The sequence below is a fragment of the Bacteroides faecis MAJ27 genome, assembly GCF_900106755.1.
GTDB classification, from domain to species: Bacteria; Bacteroidota; Bacteroidia; order Bacteroidales; family Bacteroidaceae; genus Bacteroides; species Bacteroides faecis.
Map to the genome: position 1 here is coordinate 41,699 of NZ_FNNN01000009.1, position 16,512 is coordinate 58,210.

Annotated in this window: 15 protein-coding genes; 8 read left to right on the top strand and 7 right to left on the bottom strand. The window is 44.2% G+C overall.

Going from position 1 to position 16,512, the window contains the following annotated elements; genetic code table 11:
• The first annotated feature begins 19 nt into the window (after positions 1–19).
• The 4 genes from susD (at position 20) to susG (ending at position 6,544) form a co-directional block, all read left to right on the top strand.
• The gene (gene susD / locus BLW31_RS09715; RefSeq protein WP_010536362.1) at positions 20–1,675 is read left to right on the top strand and encodes a starch-binding outer membrane lipoprotein SusD; all 1,656 of its coding nucleotides are present in this window, start codon (positions 20–22) and stop codon (positions 1,673–1,675) included.
• Between the two features lie 34 nt (positions 1,676–1,709).
• The gene (gene susE / locus BLW31_RS09720) at positions 1,710–2,873 is read left to right on the top strand and encodes a starch-binding outer membrane protein SusE (protein ID WP_010536361.1); all 1,164 of its coding nucleotides are present in this window, start codon (positions 1,710–1,712) and stop codon (positions 2,871–2,873) included.
• Between the two features lie 24 nt (positions 2,874–2,897).
• The gene (susF, locus tag BLW31_RS09725) at positions 2,898–4,355 is read left to right on the top strand and encodes a starch-binding outer membrane protein SusF (protein ID WP_029425253.1); all 1,458 of its coding nucleotides are present in this window, start codon (positions 2,898–2,900) and stop codon (positions 4,353–4,355) included.
• Between the two features lie 110 nt (positions 4,356–4,465).
• Entirely contained in the window at positions 4,466–6,544 is a 2,079-nt protein-coding gene (gene susG / locus BLW31_RS09730; RefSeq protein ID WP_010536359.1) for an alpha-amylase SusG, read from the top strand.
• A 107-nt stretch (positions 6,545–6,651) separates the two neighbouring features.
• Here the strand turns inward: susG and BLW31_RS09735 are convergent, their stop codons facing one another.
• From BLW31_RS09735 to pta, 6 genes are all read right to left on the bottom strand, one after another.
• Positions 6,652–7,416, bottom strand: coding sequence for a UDP-2,3-diacylglucosamine diphosphatase (locus BLW31_RS09735; RefSeq protein ID WP_010536358.1), 765 nt, complete (start codon positions 7,414–7,416; stop codon positions 6,652–6,654).
• Positions 7,417–7,473: 57 nt separating this feature from the next.
• Positions 7,474–7,785 carry an iron-sulfur cluster assembly protein gene (locus tag BLW31_RS09740; RefSeq protein WP_010536357.1) on the bottom strand — a complete coding sequence of 104 codons (312 nt, stop codon included), beginning with the start codon at positions 7,783–7,785 and terminating at the stop codon, positions 7,474–7,476.
• Positions 7,786–7,831: 46 nt separating this feature from the next.
• Positions 7,832–8,527, bottom strand: a complete 696-nt coding sequence (radC, locus tag BLW31_RS09745) for a RadC family protein (RefSeq protein WP_010536356.1) — start codon at positions 8,525–8,527, stop codon at positions 7,832–7,834.
• A gap of 143 nt (positions 8,528–8,670) precedes the next feature.
• Entirely contained in the window at positions 8,671–9,660 is a 990-nt protein-coding gene (locus BLW31_RS09750; protein WP_010536355.1) for a glycosyltransferase family 2 protein, read from the bottom strand.
• A 141-nt stretch (positions 9,661–9,801) separates the two neighbouring features.
• On the bottom strand, positions 9,802–11,001 hold the full coding sequence (locus BLW31_RS09755; RefSeq protein ID WP_010536354.1) for an acetate kinase: 1,200 nt from the start codon (positions 10,999–11,001) through the stop codon (positions 9,802–9,804).
• 28 nt (positions 11,002–11,029) lie between these two features.
• Entirely contained in the window at positions 11,030–12,049 is a 1,020-nt protein-coding gene (gene pta / locus BLW31_RS09760) for a phosphate acetyltransferase (RefSeq protein ID WP_010536353.1), read from the bottom strand.
• Between the two features lie 196 nt (positions 12,050–12,245).
• Here pta and BLW31_RS09765 point away from each other — a divergent pair, with 196 nt between their 5' ends.
• Genes BLW31_RS09765 through BLW31_RS09780 form a run of 4 tightly spaced genes read left to right on the top strand, consistent with a single transcriptional unit; the run spans position 12,246 to position 15,347 of the window.
• Positions 12,246–12,671 (top strand): CidA/LrgA family protein, encoded by a 426-nt coding sequence (locus BLW31_RS09765; protein WP_010536352.1) that lies wholly within the window; start codon positions 12,246–12,248, stop codon positions 12,669–12,671.
• Positions 12,652–13,347 carry an LrgB family protein gene (locus BLW31_RS09770; protein WP_010536351.1) on the top strand — a complete coding sequence of 232 codons (696 nt, stop codon included), beginning with the start codon at positions 12,652–12,654 and terminating at the stop codon, positions 13,345–13,347. The genes BLW31_RS09765 and BLW31_RS09770 overlap by 20 nt, the downstream gene beginning before the upstream one ends.
• A gap of 54 nt (positions 13,348–13,401) precedes the next feature.
• Positions 13,402–14,319, top strand: a complete 918-nt coding sequence (locus tag BLW31_RS09775) for a DUF2156 domain-containing protein (RefSeq protein WP_010536350.1) — start codon at positions 13,402–13,404, stop codon at positions 14,317–14,319.
• A gap of 11 nt (positions 14,320–14,330) precedes the next feature.
• The gene (locus tag BLW31_RS09780; RefSeq protein WP_010536349.1) at positions 14,331–15,347 is read left to right on the top strand and encodes a GNAT family N-acetyltransferase; all 1,017 of its coding nucleotides are present in this window, start codon (positions 14,331–14,333) and stop codon (positions 15,345–15,347) included.
• Positions 15,348–15,371: 24 nt separating this feature from the next.
• Here BLW31_RS09780 and BLW31_RS09785 read toward each other — a convergent pair whose 3' ends face one another.
• On the bottom strand, positions 15,372–16,511 hold the full coding sequence (locus BLW31_RS09785) for a glycoside hydrolase family 88/105 protein (RefSeq protein ID WP_010536348.1): 1,140 nt from the start codon (positions 16,509–16,511) through the stop codon (positions 15,372–15,374).
• Position 16,512: the final 1 nt, after the last annotated feature.

Sequence of the window (16,512 nt, forward strand, 5' to 3'; positions counted from 1 at the left end):
TACATTAAATCAATTTATCATGAAAACAAGATATATCAAACAACTATTTTCAGCAGCACTGATCACAGTTCTCTCACTGGGAGTAACTTCATGTATCAACGATCTGGATATTAGTCCCATCGACCCTCAGACAGGAGGTAGTTTCGATCAGCAAGGAGTATTTGTGAAAGGTTATGCCATGCTGGGCGTAACCGGACAAAAAGGTATCGACGGCTCTCCTGACCTGGACGGACAAGATGAAGGTGAATCCGGTTTTTACCGTACCACTTTCAACTGCAATGAGTTGCCTACCGATGAATGTCTCTGGGCATGGCAGGAAAACCAGGATATCCCCCAGCTTACAAGCATTAGCTGGAGTCCTTCCAGCCAGCGTACAGAGTGGGTTTATGTCCGTTTAGGATATGACATCACACAATATAACTTCTTCCTCGACCAGACCGAAGGTATGACAGATGCGGAAACACTGCGCCAGCGTGCGGAAATACGTTTCCTGCGTGCCTTGCATTACTGGTACTTCCTCGACTTGTTTGGAAAAGCTCCGTTCAAAGAACACTTCAGCAACGATTTACCTGTTGAAAAGAAAGGTACGGAACTCTATACCTACATTCAGAATGAACTGAACGAGATTGAAGGTGATATGTATGAACCCCGTCAGGCTCCTTTCGGTCGTGCCGACAAAGCTGCTAACTGGTTGCTCCGTGCACGTTTGTACCTGAACGCCGGTGTATATACCGGACAAACCGACTATGCAAAGGCGGAAGAATATGCCAGCAAAGTGATTGCCTCAGCATATAAATTATGTACCAACTACAGCGAACTGTTTATGGCCGATAACGATGAGAATGAAAATGCCATGCAGGAAATCATTCTGCCCATTCGTCAGGATGGTGTAAAGACACGTAACCATGGCGGTTCTACCTATCTGGTTTGTGGTACTCGCGTGGCCGGTATGCCACGTATGGGAACAACAAATGGCTGGTCCTGTATCTTTGCCCGTGCAGCCATGGTGAAGAAATTCTTCTCCAATCTCGAAGATGTGCCGATGTTGCCCACCGATGTGGAAATTCCGACTAAGGGGTTAGACACGGATGAACAGATCGATGCTTTCGATGCTAAATACGGCATCCGGACAGAAGATATGATTAAGGCTGCCGGTGACGACCGTGCCATGCTATACTCCGGTGTAGGAGGCGGCAGACGCAAGATTCAGACAGATGCTATCAGCGGATTCACCGATGGACTGTCTATTGTAAAGTGGCAGAACTATCGTTCTGACGGAAAGCCTGTCAGCCATGCAACATATCCCGACACTGACATTCCTTTATTCCGTCTGGCAGAAGCCTATCTGACACGTGCGGAAGCTATCTTCCGTCAGGGAGGAGATGCAACGGCAGACATCAACGAACTTCGCAAACGTGCCAACTGTACAAGAAAGGTACAGACTGTAACCGAACAGGAACTTATCGATGAATGGGCACGCGAGTTCTATCTGGAAGGTCGCCGTCGCTCAGACTTGGTTCGTTTCGGCATGTTCACAACCAATAAATATGTGTGGGACTGGAAAGGCGGAGCTATGAACGGGACATCTGTCGCTTCATACTACAATTTATATCCTATCCCTGTATCGGATATAAACAACAATAAGAATATGTCACAAAATGAAGGCTATAAATAACCAGTAGTTCATCCTTATATAAAAGAATGCCATTATGAAAAAAATATCCAATATATTACTTGCTGTCACCTTCGCACTGCCACTATTCACAGCTTGCGAGACAGACAACGACAGCAACCCGATCCTGAATGAGCCCGATACATTTACGCTCAATACGCCTGCGTATGCAGCCAACAATGTATATGACCTGAAGAATGCTCAAAGTGTAGAACTTACTTGTTCTCAACCGGACTACGGTTTTCCGGCAGCTACCACATACACGGTACAAGCCTCTTTTGAACAAGATTTCAAGGAAGCAACAGATGACAGTAAAGCCAACTATACTGTGTTGGAAAACACGTACCCGACAGCAAAAATGAATGTGGATGCTTCCGAGCTCAACAGCGCACTTCTCGACTTATGGACTGCCGTAAACGGAGAACAGGCAGCTCTCCCCACCGAACCGATAGCTGTGTACATCCGCTTGAAAGCCAACATCACAAGCAGTGGAAAAGGGATCTGTTTTTCCAACATAATTGAGTTGCCCAACGTATTAATCTCCAAGAGCACCAGTTCATTGACACCGCCTAAGACCATGTTCATCGTAGGTTCTATGCTGGATGCCGACTGGAAAGTATGGAAACCGATGGCAGGCGTCTACGGCATGGATGGTCAATTCTATGCCATGGTTTACTTCGATGCCAACTCCGAGTTCAAGTTCGGTACCAAAGAAAATGAATATATCGGTATTAATGACAACCGCGTGACTGTTACTGACAAAGCCGGAGCCGGAGTAAGCGGTAATGATAACTTCATCGTAGAAAACGCCGGATGGTATCTCTTCTATATCAAAGCGGCAGTCAAAGGTTCCGACTATGCGTTCACCATCACATTCTATCCGGCTGAAGTCTATTTGTTTGGTAATACAACCGGTGGCTCATGGGCATTTACCGACAGATGGAAGTTTGCGGTTCCCGCTACCAAAGACGGCAACTTCGTATCTCCTGCCATGACTGCGAGCGGAGAGGTCCGCATGTGCTTCAAGACAGACCTCGACTGGTGGAGAACAGAATTTACACTCCACGACGGTGAAATCTTCTATCGTGATTTCAATCTGATTGACAGTTGGACAGAAAAAGGAGAAGGTTATTCCGTACAGGGTTCAGCCGGCAATGTAATGTACTTGAACTTTACGGCAGGCACAGGAGAAAAGAAGTAATTAACTTTAAAAGAACGATTCATCATGAAAAAACATTTAATATACACAGGGATGTTTCTGGCAGCAATCGGGTTTTCTGCCTGTAACGAAGATTTCAAGGACTGGGCTGATCCCCAGTCCAATCCCCAGGAAGAGTCGGCAGGACAGTTGACCGCAACTTTCGCAGCCGGCAAAGATGCCAGCATTGTAATGGATGCAACCACAGCAGATTCCGTAGAAATTGCGAAGTTAAGCTCAACCACGGCTGAAGAAGGCAGCAAAATCGCAGTGAACTCTCTGACACTGAACGAGAATCACACAATCCCATTTACCATGACAGAAGACAATGCCTTTAAAGTAGCATTGTCGCAACTGGACAGTGTGACACAAGAAGCTTACAAAAGTCGTGCAAGCGTGGAACGTGAATTGAAGATCGCGATTAACACCTCTGCCGTTACTCCTTCCGGCGAAGGTATTCAGCTGGTGGGAAATGAGGTGAGCATCACATTGAAGCCTGCCGCAACTCCGGCAGTTGATCCCGACGGATACTATGTAGTCGGCGATTTCACAGGTTGGAATGGTACCGGTGCCCAATTAATGAAGAAGGATGCTCTCGATGAAAATCTGTATACACTGGAAACCGAAATAGAAAGTACTTCAAACTTCAAGATTTTCCCGGCTTCGGCTATTAACGGAAACGATATCGATTGGGACAAAGCTCTGGGAAGTAGTGTGGACGGTGACGACTCCGGCGATAATTTTGTCACCTGGACCAATACAGGAGCTATAAATACGGCACTGGATGGTAAAATCAAAATCTCCTTCGACGCCTACAACTATCGTTTTACGGTGAAAGACAATAGTGCGCCCACCGAACTTTATATGACAGGCAGTGCTTATAACTGGGGAAATCCTGCCGGTGATCCGAATGCATGGAAGGAGCTTGTTCCCGTCAACGGAACAAAGGGAGCTTTCTGGGGAATCTTCCATTTTGCTGCCAACGATCAGGTGAAGTTTGCACCGCAAGCCAATTGGGGTAATGACTTTGGTTTTATAGACGCCATCTCACAAGAATCCAAAGACCTTGCCGGTCTGTCGGACGAGGGAGGCAACTTAAAAGTCGGTGTAGCCGGCTGGTATCTGGTATATGTTTCTGTTATCGGCGATAACAAAGTGATAGAATTTGAAAAGCCGAATGTATACTTAATGGGCGACACCTCTTACGATGGTTGGAACGCACAATTGGTAGAACAGGACTTATTTACCGTGCCCGGAACCGCTGATGGTGAATTCGTTTCTCCGGCTTTCCTGAAAGATGGTGCAGTGCGAATCTGCGTAAACCCGAAAGCTGTCTCTGCCGGCGACTGGTGGAAAACAGAGTTTATCATCTTCGACGGACAAATAGCTTATCGTGGCAACGGTGGTGACCAAGCCGCAGTACAAGGTAAAACCGGACAAAAGGTTTATCTGAACTTCGGCAACGGAACAGGCCGTATCGAATAATACCACAAGAAATCCGAAAAACAGGGAATGGCCGTCGCGAATACAATAGAATCGGGACGGCCCTTGTTTTTCCAAGAGATTACAGTTATTGTTTTTAATACATCATCATTATGAAGAAACATCTCCATTTTTTATCTCTCCTGTGGCTGTCGATGCTCCTGGCATTCATGACCGCTTGCAGCGATGACAAGAATATCACCGAACCTACTCCAGATCCCGAACCGCCCGTCGAAGGACAATGGACGGCACTCGCTGCCTCTCCCGACACATGGGACGAAACCAAGCGTGCAGACATCTCCTACCAACTACTGGTCTACTCCTTTGCCGACAGTGACGGAGACGGGTATGGAGATCTGAACGGCATTACCCAAAAACTGGACTACATCAACCAGCTGGGCGTGAAAGCTATCTGGCTCTCCCCCATCCACCCCTGCATGTCTTACCACGGATATGATGTGACAGACTACACGAAAGTGAATCCGAAACTCGGCACAGAAAGTGATTTCGACCGCTTGGTTACGGAAGCGCATAACCGGGGGATCAAGATTTATCTGGACTACGTAATGAACCACACCGCTACAGATCACCCGTGGTTTACCGAAGCCTGTTCATCATCTGAAAGTCCGTATCGCAATTATTATTCTTTTTCCGAAGATCCGAAAACCGATATTGCGGCAGGCAAAATAGATATGATTACTCAGGAAGGGACAGCCGGATACAATGCCGCGGAATGGTTTCAGGTTTCCGACGAGACCAGTGCAGTGAAAGGACTACTGAAATTTACACTGGACTGGAGCAATGCATCTTCTCCCACCCTTATCGTCACTACAGGAGCCAAAACAGACGAAGACAATCCGGACACAGGCACCACCAATGCCAAGTACTTATACTACGGCGACGGTATCTGCAAAAAGTTTTATGACAAAGGAAACAACCTCTATGAGCTCACTGTTGATTTTGAATCTACCTGGGGGCTTCTGATCCGTACCAGCAATGATTCCTCCTGGCCAGCAGGGACAAAATACGGTGCATCTTCCTCATCCGAGAAAGTCACCCTGAACAAAGAGTTCAAACTGACCAACGCCGGTACTCCTGCCAACATCATGTTCGACAGCCAGCAAATCACCTACTTCCACTCCCATTTCTGTACCGATTGGTTTGCCGACCTGAACTATGGTCCGGTAGATCAAGCCGGTGAGTCACCGGCCTATCAAGCGATAGCAGATGCGGCAAAGGGATGGATTGCCCGCGGTGTGGACGGTCTCCGACTTGATGCCGTGAAACACATTTACCACAGTGAAACCAGTGAAGAAAATCCCCGCTTCCTGAAAATGTTCTACGAAGACATGAACACCTGCTACAAACAGCAAGGACATACGGATGACTTCTATATGGTAGGTGAAGTTCTGTCGGAATATGATAAAGTAGCTCCTTATTATAAAGGTCTGCCCGCTTTATTTGAATTTTCTTTCTGGTATCGGCTGGAATGGGGGATCAACAATAGTACCGGATGTTATTTTGCGAAAGATATCCTTTCTTACCAACAGAAATACGCCGGCTATCGCAGCGACTACATCGAAGCTACCAAACTGAGTAACCACGACGAAGACCGTACATCATCCAAGCTCGGCAAGTCCGCCGACAAATGTAGACTGGCAGCCTCCGTCCTGCTCACTTCAGCCGGACATCCATACATCTACTATGGTGAAGAACTGGGTCTTTACGGAACAAAGGATAATGGAGACGAATACGTACGCAGCCCAATGTTGTGGGGAGATAGTTACACGACCAGCTATACCGACAAGACGGATGCCACCGTATCGAAAAACGTGAAAACGGTAGCCGATCAACAAACGGACGCCCACTCACTTCTGAATATATACCTCACCCTCACTCGGTTACGCAACACTTATCCGGCACTGGCAGAGGGAAGTATGACCAAGCATCCTGTCTACAACGAATCGCAGGAAAAAGATTATAAGCCGATTGCCGCCTGGTATATGACAAAGGATCAGGAGAAATTGCTTGTCATCCACAACTTCAGCGGAACGGCAATGCAACTTCCACTAACAGACAAGATTGAAAAAGTATTGTTTGTAAATGGCGAAGCGCAGCAAAATACGGACAATGACAATTATACCTTAAAACTGGGAGGATATGCCTCTGTAGTATTCAGGCTGAGCAACTAAATACATTAAGACCACGTCTTCACATTCTTCCATGTTATGTGTGAGAATGTATGAAGACGTGGTCTTATATTATATGAATGGAATATCAACGTTTTGATCAATAAGAATCAAAACTGTGTCTCTCCTTCTATATACTCTTCAAGGAAAAGATTTACACCGTCGAATACAGCATATGAAAAATAGTTGATCCAATCGCCCAGAATCAGCACACGGGAAGTAGCGCTCAGCATTAAATCCAGTTCGATGTGACGATGTCCATAGATAAAGAAGTTGATATTGGGATGGCTTCGCAGATACTCCTTCGTATAAAGCACCAGGTGTTCCTTATTCTCTCCCATATAGTCCGGTTCTTTTCCGTCTACCCGTTTTTCACGGCTATGTTTCGCCCATGTCAACCCTAACTCTACACTCCAACGGGGGTGGATGGCAGAGAACAAAGTCTGTAATGTCTTGCTATGAAACATCCAACGCAGCAACTTGAACTTCTTATCCGGATCGCCCAGACCATCACCATGGGCCAGATAAAATTCTTTTCCGTAAATTTCCGTAGTCAACGGTTCGCGGTGAATAATCACTCCACATTCCTTAGCCAGATAATCCCCACACCAAATGTCATGGTTACCGGTAAAGAAATGCACTTCCACACCCATATCTGTCAGTTCGGAAAGCTTTCCCAGAAAACGGGTGTAGCCTTTAGGAACAACCAACTGAAATTCGTACCAGAAGTCGAACATATCTCCCAACAGGTAAACAGCAGAAGCTTTATGCTTGATACTGTCGAGGAAGTTCACCAAGCGTCGTTCCTGTGTACGTCCATGTTCTATGGCACGTGAACCAAGATGCGCATCGGAAAGGAAATAAACGTTCTTCATGAGTTTTGAGTTTAGAGTTATAAGTAATGAGTTTTGCCACTATTCATTATCAAAGCATTACAGGAAACCCAGTTCCAGTTTTGCTTCTTCGCTCATCATATCTTTATCCCATTCCGGTTCGAATACCAGATTGATAGTGGCTGTAGTCACCCCTTCTACCGATTCCACCTTTTGGCGGATATCTTCCATAATAAAATCGGCTGCCGGACAATTGGGAGCTGTCAACGTCATATCGAGTACTACATCTCCGTCATCAGAGACGTCTATTTTATAAATCAGTCCAAGATCGTATACATTCACCGGGATCTCAGGATCGTACACCGTCTTTAGCATGGCTACGATCTTTTCTTCTATTTTAAATTTTTCCATAGGGCTTCCTTATTAATATATATTGCAAAGATAAGAATAAATTTATTCAGAGCAGTCCTTCGTCGGCAAAACTGTAAAACTTATCCTCACAAACAATAACGTGGTCTATCAGGTGAATGTTCATTGTGTCGGCTGCCTGACGAATGTGTTCCGTCAACGTCCGGTCCGGTTGACTGGGCTGGATATTTCCGGAAGGATGGTTATGTACTACGGCTATTTGCGTAGCCCTTTGCAGCAGTGCTTCCCGAAGAATTGTACGTACGTCAGTATAAGTTCCGTCTATTCCACCGGTACTGATACGTACCTTATCGATCAGTCTTGTTGCCTGATTCAATAATAAAACCCAGAACTCTTCCTGTTCGAGGTCGCACATCACAGGTTGGAAAATGTCATAGATATCTTTTGAGCAAGAGATGCGAAGGCGTTCTTTGGTATTTTGCAGCTTCCGCCGTTTGCCGAGTTCCAAGGCAGCCATTACGGTGATACTCTTCGCCGGTCCCATTCCTTTGAAACGGGAATAGTCGCAGACTTCCCACTTTGCCAGAGAATTCAGATTGTTATCACAAGAGAGAAGCAGGCGCCTCATCAGTTCGACAGCACTTTCTTCCGTATTTCCGGAGCCTATTAATATTGCGAGTAGTTCGGCATCACTTAATGCGGCTGCTCCTTTCTCCATCATTTTCTCCCGGGGACGGTCTTCTATTGCCCACTGGTTAATGGATAATTTGTGTTTGTTTTCCATTATCTGTATATTGAGGATACAAAGGTAGCCTTATTTAATTAAACGGCACAGGCTATCGGAACAGGAATTTGTGCACTCGAATTCTTTTTTATGTACTAATGCCCTTTATCTGACACCCGGCTGTCGTGCTACTCTCCTCAACCCTACTTATAAAAGTTACTTCGGAAAGCCTCGAACTCGTCTTTTCCCCTTACACAACGTTGCCACCACGCACGCCAGAATCCTGTTCCATAGCCGATCAGCTGTATAAAAGCAGCCGATATAGAACAAACACCAATATGCAGACTCTTATTCTGAATGGTAGAGTCCAGACAGACCAGCAGCCCATAAAGGATAATCGGGGTAAAGCTAAAGAGACAGAACGGAGTTCCCAGCAATAACAACACTACCCCCAAAGTAAACACCGCAGGAAGCAGATGCACCAATTTCAAAGAATCGGGATATTTTTTATAAAGGTTAATGCGGGCAATACCGGAGTTATGGACTTGCTTAAAGAACTTCTTCATGTCAGTCCGACGCTTGTGATATACCCATGCGTCAGGGAAAAGACGGCAAGTATAACCACCTTTAAATATACGGATACTGAAATCAATGTCTTCCCCGAAACGCATTTTGGAGAATCCTCCCAAAGCTTCATACACTTCGCGACGGACTCCCATATTGAAGCTACGCGGATAAAATTTATCCATCTTCTTCTTTCCACCACGAATACCGCCCGTTGTAAAGAAGGAAGTCATTGAATAATTGATGGCTTTCTGAATATCCGTGAAAGAGTCGTGTGCACGGTCAGGGCCGCCAAACGCATCAGCAGGAGAAGCCAACAACTCTTTCTCTATGGCATCAAAATATCCTTCGGGCAAAATGACATCAGAGTCCAGTATAATGAGATATTCGCCTTTACTTCGCTCTGCTCCGTAGTTACGAGTCTGCCCCGGTCCGGAATTTGCTTTAGAGAAGTATTGAATGTCCAATCGATCTGTATATCGGTCTACGACTTCCTTACAAGGGATAGAAGAACCATCTTCCACTACCACAACCTCAAAATCTTTAAAGTGCTGTGACGCGAGACTTTGCAGTAATTCATCCACCTCATCGGGACGATTGTAAACGGGGATTATGACGGAATAGCGCATATAATAATCTGTCTAAAAATATTTTGTACGCAAAGTAAGGTAAAAAAAACGAGACTTATAAAAGAGTCAACAGTAATTTTGCCAATCAAAAAAGGCGGCCCTGTGATGGGAACCGCCTTTTTCATATCAGTAAGTTAATGATTACTTTTTCAGAATATCCATTGTATCCGATGCAATCAACAGTTCTTCGTCTGTCGGAATCACAACTACCTTCACTTTAGAGTCTGCAGTAGAAATGACAGCTTCTTCACCACGAACTTTTGCATTAACAGCGCTATCCAGTTTAATGCCCATGAATTCCATATCCTTACAAACGGCCTCACGACACTCAAACTGATTTTCACCCACACCACCTGTAAACAATATGATATCTACGCCGCCTAATGCCGCAGCATAAGCACCGATATATTTCTTAATACGGTAGTAATACATCTTTTCAGCCAAAATAGCTCTTTCGTTTCCGTTAGCACAAGCAGCCAACAGTTCGCGCATATCGCTTGATACACCTGAAATACCCAGTACACCGCTCTTCTTGTTCAGCAAGTTAGAAACCCCTGTTGTATTCAAGCCTTCTTTTTCCATGATGAATGTCACTGCACCTGCATCAATATCACCGCTGCGAGTACCCATCATCAAACCTTCCAACGGAGTCAGTCCCATTGTCGTATCCATACATTTACCATCTTTGACAGCAGCAATAGAACCACCGTTGCCAATATGACAAGTGATGATTTTCTGTCCTACCGGATTAACGCCCAGAAATTCGCATACACGCTTTGATACATAACGGTGAGAAGTTCCGTGGAAGCCATAACGGCGTACACCATATTTCTCATACATTTCATAAGGAATAGCATACATGTAAGCATAATCCGGCATAGTCTGATGGAAAGCTGTATCAAATACGCCTATCTGAGGAATGTTGGGAAGAATAGCAGAAACGGCATTCACACCTTTCAGATTAGCAGGATTGTGAAGCGGAGCCAGATCATTGCAAGCAGTAAAAGCTTCCAGCACCTCTTTGTTCAGCAATACAGATTCACTGAAACGTTCACCTCCATGTACCATACGGTGACCGACAGCATTGATTTCATCTAATGACTTAATAGCCCCGTATTCCGGATTTATCAATGTATTCAAAATAAATTCAACGCCAATAGTATGTTCCGGAATATCTTTTTCAAGAACTTTCTTTTCGCCATTCGGCAAAGTTAATTTAAGGAAAGAACCTTTCAGACCGATTTTTTCGATACCACCTTGAGCTATTACTTCTTTAGTGGTCATATCGAATAATTTATATTTGATAGATGAACTACCACAGTTCAATACTAGAATTTTCATATTGTCTTTACTACTTGATACTTAATACTTATTTATTATTTTTTGCAGCAATAGCCTGATTAGCTGTAATAGCAATCATACGATATACGTCTTCGATGGAGCAACCACGAGACAAATCGTTCACCGGACGTGCAATACCCTGAAGGATCGGACCGATAGCGTCAGCATGTCCCAGACGTTGTACCAGCTTATAAGAGATATTACCGACTTCCAGACTCGGAACAATCAGTACGTTAGCCTGACCGGCTACATCAGAACCCGGAGCTTTGCTTGCGCCCACTTCAGGAACAAGAGCAGCATCTGCCTGCATTTCGCCATCCAGATCAAGTGTAGGAGCCATCTCTTTTGCAATTTTGGTAGCTTCCACCACTTTGTCTACTACCTCATGTTTGGCAGACCCTTTGGTAGAGAAGCTCAACATAGCCACTTTCGGATTTTCAATACCGGCAACGGCTTTTGCCGTTTGTGCCGTGCAAACAGCAATCTGCGCCAGCTGGTTAGGGTCCGGAACCGGAGTAACGGCAACATCACCCATTACCAGAATACCGTTCTTACCATATTCGGGAGCATGAGTCAGCAACAACATTGCGCCAGATACACAAGTGATACCCGGAGCTGTCTTGATAATCTGCAAAGCAGGACGCAATACGTTACCTGTCGTGTTGCGGGCACCTGCCAGCTGACCGTCAGCATCACCATTCTTAATCATTAAACAACCATAGAACAAAGGATCATTTGTCAATTGACGAGCTTCCTCAATAGTCATCCCCTTCTTCTTACGAAGCTCACACAACAGCTGTGCATACTCTTCGTGTTTCGGAGAAGTTTCAGGATCGATAATAGTAGCTTTGCTGATGTTGCCCAGCCCCCATTTTACAGCAAGTTCGTTAATTTCAGCGGGTTTACCCAGTAAAATAAGGTCAGCAACTTCATCTGTCAAAATCTGATTGGCAGCTTTTAATGTGCGTTCTTCAGTTCCTTCCGGAAGAACAATACGTTGGCGGTCTGCTTTCGCACGAGCCACGATTTGGTTGATTAAATTAAGCATAGATATATTTGAATAATATTATAAACCTTGTTACGATTTGTAATTTGCGCTGCAAAAGTACTCAATTTTGCAATATCCACATTACAATTTCGGCTATTTTTCTTTTCCAAGTCTAAAATATTATAATATTTAACACTGTACTTCTATTTTTTCTACCTTTGCAGTGTTTTCAAACAAATCAATAGGTAATTAGTGTATGATACGTCAGTGTGCCATTTTATTTGGCTGTTTGGCTTTGGGTGAATTAATCGTTTATTTAACAGGGATCAAGCTCCCCTCCAGCATCATCGGTATGCTGCTGCTCACCCTCTTTTTGAAATTAGGCTGGATCAAACTGCAGTGGGTGCAGGGATTGTCCGACTTTCTGGTAGCTAATCTGGGCTTCTTTTTTGTCCCTCCCGGAGTAGCGTTAATGCTATATTTCGATGTAATTGCGGCGGAATTCTGGCCGATAGTCATTGCAACGATCGTCAGTACTGCTCTTGTATTGGTCGTTACAGGATGGGTACACCAAATCGTACGTAAAATCAGATTGGCGCGCCAAATTAAATTAGCACGCAGCCTTCACTTAACAGATAAAATCAATCTAACACGTAAATTCAATGAGCTTTTTAGAAAATAATTTCTTCCTGCTAGCTGTCACCTTTGGTGTTTTCTTCTTCGCTAAATGGCTTCAGAAAAAAACAGGATTAGTATTACTGAACCCGATATTACTCACAATCGCTGTGCTTATCATCTTCCTCAAAATGACGAATATCTCTTATGAGACTTATAATCAGGGAGGGCATCTCATCGAATTCTGGTTACGCCCTGCTGTCGTAGCTTTAGGAGTTCCCTTATATCTTCAGCTGGAAATGATTAAGAAACAGTTGTTGCCTATCCTTTTATCTCAATTGGCAGGCTGCATTGTCGGAGTTATTTCTGTGGTATTGATTGCTAAATTTATGGGAGCCTCACAAGAAGTAATTCTTTCATTAGCACCAAAATCTGTAACAACCCCCATTGCGATGGAAGTAACCAAAGCTATCGGAGGTATCCCGTCACTGACCGCCGCTGTCGTAGTAGCAGTAGGACTATTGGGAGCAATCTGCGGTTTTAAGACGATGAAAATTATGCATGTAGGCAGTCCGATAGCGCAAGGACTATCAATGGGAACAGCCGCCCATGCTGTCGGTACATCCACCGCAATGGACATCAGTAGTAAATATGGAGCCTATGCCAGCCTGGGACTTACACTAAATGGAATATTCACCGCATTACTGACACCGACCATCCTGCGATTATTAGGTGTTTTGTAAAAACAAAATTCTTTCATTTTCCGTTATATAAAGAGTTAAACGCAAAAAGCATTTATGATTCCATTTAAAGACATTACATTAGCAGACAAAGACACAATAACCGCATTCACGATGAAAAGTGACCGCCGAAACTGCGATCTTTCATTTTCCAACCTCTGTAGTTGGAGATTCTTGTACGATACTCAATATGCAGTTATCGACAATTTCCTGGTATTTAAATTCTGGGCAGGAGAGCAACTGGCATATATGATGCCTGTAGGAAGTGGCGACCTGAAAGCCGTTCTACGGGAATTAATAGAGGATGCCGATAAAGAAAAGCATAACTTCTGTATGCTGGGAGTTTGCAGCAATATGCGCGCCGATCTCGAAGCTATTCTACCCGGCCAGTTTACCTTCACGGAAAATCGTGACTATGCAGACTATATATATCTAAGGAGTGATCTCGCCACTCTGAAAGGAAAGAAATTTCAGGCAAAAAGAAATCACATCAACCGATTCCGTAATACGTATCCCGATTATGAATACACACCGATTACTCCCGACCGTATTCAGGAGTGTCTGGACCTGGAAGCCGAATGGTGTAAAGTGAACAACTGCGACCAGCAGGAAGGAACGGGGAATGAACGCCGTGCCCTTATTTATGCTTTACATAATTTCGAAGCACTCGGCCTGACCGGAGGTATTCTCCACGTCAACGGGAAAATTGTAGCATTTACTTTCGGAATGCCTATCAATCATGAAACATTCGGAGTGCATGTAGAAAAGGCAGATACCAACATTGATGGTGCTTATGCCATGATTAATAATGAGTTCGCCAATCACATTCCCGAACAGTATATCTATATCAACCGGGAAGAAGACTTAGGTCTTGAAGGTTTGCGCAAGGCAAAGCTGTCTTATCAGCCGGTGACTATTCTTGAAAAGTATATGGCTTGTCTGAAAGATCACCCAATGGACATAATCAGATGGTAATAATATAAGGTATGACGACAAAAGAAAAGGTTAAGGCATTATGGCAGTTATGTTTCGACGATAGTGAAGAATTCGTCGAAATGTATTTCAGACTGCGCTATAAAAATGAAATAAATGTGACTATTGAAAGCGGGGACGAAGTGATTTCTGCTCTCCAGATGATCCCTTATCCCATGACTTTTTGTGGAAATACAGTACAGACCTCTTATGTTTCGGGTGCATGCACTCATCCGGATTTCCGCGGAAACGGAGTGATGCGCGAATTACTTTCCCAGGCTTTTGCACGGATGCTTCGCAACGGAACGCATTTCAGTACATTGATTCCTGCTGAACCGTGGTTATTCGATTATTATGCACGGATGGGATACGCTCCTGTATTCCGGTATTCGACCAGAGAATTTACTGTTCCTGAATTTATCCCCTCGAAAGAGATTACAGTTACAGCAGAAATCAATTGTCAAGAGGAAGTTTATCAATATCTAAATAAGAAACTAACTGAACGCCCCTGCTGTATTCAGCATACTTTCGAAGATTTTCAGGTTATTATAGCCGACCTGATTCTGGGTAACGGAGCTTTATTTATAGCCAGACAAGAGAACCGGATCATCGGTATGGCTATCGTATATAGAGGAGAAAAGCAAATTGTTATCAATGAACTTTTTGCAGAGACTAAAGATGCCGAACATAGCTTATTGCATCACATTAAGCAACATACAGGATGCAAAGAGATGCTTCAGCTACTTCCTCCGGATAGTTCACTGACGCTATCTCCGCTAGGTATGGCACGTATAATCAACGCCAAAGAAGTGATGCAATTATATGCATCGGCATTCCCGGAAGATGAGATGCAGCTGGAAGTGCTGGATAAACAGTTATCCGTAAACAATGGTTATTATTACTTATGCAACGGGAAATGTATGTATAGCACCGAGCGTTTACCCGGTGCACATATCAAAATGAATATCAGCGAACTAACCGACAGAGTATTTCAATCGTTCCAACCTTATATGCATTTAATGCTGAATTGAAATATGCTCCTGCCCCGAGAAGTTCTATTTGTCGCCATTCAAATAGCGCACCCGTTCGCAGGCGGCCAGCAGAAAAGCGCCGACCCCAAAGTTAGAAGTAGAATTTGCATCTACTACTTGTCCCGGTATAGCTTTCTCACCAATAGGTTGCACATAGCCAATCTTCCCATCAGGTTGTAAAGCGACTGTTGACAAATATTTCCACGCTTTGTCTACGACAGGTTGATATTGGCGGGAATCGAGAAAACCATTATTAATCCCCCACTGCAATCCATAAGCAAAGAAAGCTGTCCCGCTAGTCTCAGGTCCCGGTGCATGTTGAGGATCAAGCATACTGCGTGTCCAATATCCTTCAGGTTGCTGACAAGCAGCAACAGACTTTGCCAATGTACAGAAACGATCTGCATATTCCGGACGATATTTATCTGTTTCGGGAAGATCTTTCAAGACTTTTGCCAGTCCAGCCAGCACCCACCCGTCTCCACGAGCCCAAAAATCTTTCTTTCCATTTACGCTTTTATGCTTAGGATATACATATTTTCCATCCCGATAGTAAAGTCCGGCTTCTGCATCATACATGATACTGTCAGCATAAGCAAGATACTCATGCAACTTCTCCAGGTAGAGTGGATTCTTAGTAATGTTATACAGTTTTGTCATTACAGGCATCACCATATACAAGCCATCTGCCCACCACCAATAATCATTATTAGGGGTACTCATCTGATATTCCATCACTTCACGGGCGCGGGCAATCTTGTTTGTATCCGGCTCTAAATTATATAAATCGGCATAAGTTTGAAAACAAATCTGATAATCACCGAAAAGTACATAATCATTGCTTTCACCATAACTGTACTTCCAGTTGGCTTTATTATCAGACTTGGCACCTTTCCATTCGTTATGTTCCGCCCACCCTTTCGAATATTCCAGATATTCCGGCTTGTCCGTCAGGAAATAGGCTTCCATATTTCCGGTATGATAAGCGGCATTGTCCCAAAAAGAACGCCCATGCTCCGGATGGTTTGTTTGCCAATAGCCATTTACTTTATGAATGATATCAATAACTTCTTTCGAAGCAGTCTTATTTTTATCTGTGCAACCAGCACACACCAGACTTCCTAAGAGGAATGCCGATAATAACGTTGCGTATATTTTTCTCATA

What these genes read in the sequence shown, in the direction of transcription:
- susF (WP_029425253.1), top strand. Translation starts at nt 2,898, where the DNA reads ATGAAAAAACATTTAATATACACAGGGATGTTTCTGGCAGCAATCGGG.
- BLW31_RS09785 (WP_010536348.1), bottom strand. Translation starts at nt 16,511, where the DNA reads ATGAGAAAAATATACGCAACGTTATTATCGGCATTCCTCTTAGGAAGT.
- BLW31_RS09765 (WP_010536352.1), top strand. Translation starts at nt 12,246, where the DNA reads ATGATACGTCAGTGTGCCATTTTATTTGGCTGTTTGGCTTTGGGTGAA.
- susE (WP_010536361.1), top strand. Translation starts at nt 1,710, where the DNA reads ATGAAAAAAATATCCAATATATTACTTGCTGTCACCTTCGCACTGCCA.
- susG (WP_010536359.1), top strand. Translation starts at nt 4,466, where the DNA reads ATGAAGAAACATCTCCATTTTTTATCTCTCCTGTGGCTGTCGATGCTC.
- radC (WP_010536356.1), bottom strand. Translation starts at nt 8,527, where the DNA reads ATGGAAAACAAACACAAATTATCCATTAACCAGTGGGCAATAGAAGAC.
- BLW31_RS09770 (WP_010536351.1), top strand. Translation starts at nt 12,652, where the DNA reads ATGAGCTTTTTAGAAAATAATTTCTTCCTGCTAGCTGTCACCTTTGGT.
- pta (WP_010536353.1), bottom strand. Translation starts at nt 12,049, where the DNA reads ATGCTTAATTTAATCAACCAAATCGTGGCTCGTGCGAAAGCAGACCGC.
- BLW31_RS09755 (WP_010536354.1), bottom strand. Translation starts at nt 11,001, where the DNA reads ATGAAAATTCTAGTATTGAACTGTGGTAGTTCATCTATCAAATATAAA.
- BLW31_RS09780 (WP_010536349.1), top strand. Translation starts at nt 14,331, where the DNA reads ATGACGACAAAAGAAAAGGTTAAGGCATTATGGCAGTTATGTTTCGAC.
- BLW31_RS09775 (WP_010536350.1), top strand. Translation starts at nt 13,402, where the DNA reads ATGATTCCATTTAAAGACATTACATTAGCAGACAAAGACACAATAACC.
- BLW31_RS09750 (WP_010536355.1), bottom strand. Translation starts at nt 9,660, where the DNA reads ATGCGCTATTCCGTCATAATCCCCGTTTACAATCGTCCCGATGAGGTG.
- susD (WP_010536362.1), top strand. Translation starts at nt 20, where the DNA reads ATGAAAACAAGATATATCAAACAACTATTTTCAGCAGCACTGATCACA.
- BLW31_RS09740 (WP_010536357.1), bottom strand. Translation starts at nt 7,785, where the DNA reads ATGGAAAAATTTAAAATAGAAGAAAAGATCGTAGCCATGCTAAAGACG.
- BLW31_RS09735 (WP_010536358.1), bottom strand. Translation starts at nt 7,416, where the DNA reads ATGAAGAACGTTTATTTCCTTTCCGATGCGCATCTTGGTTCACGTGCC.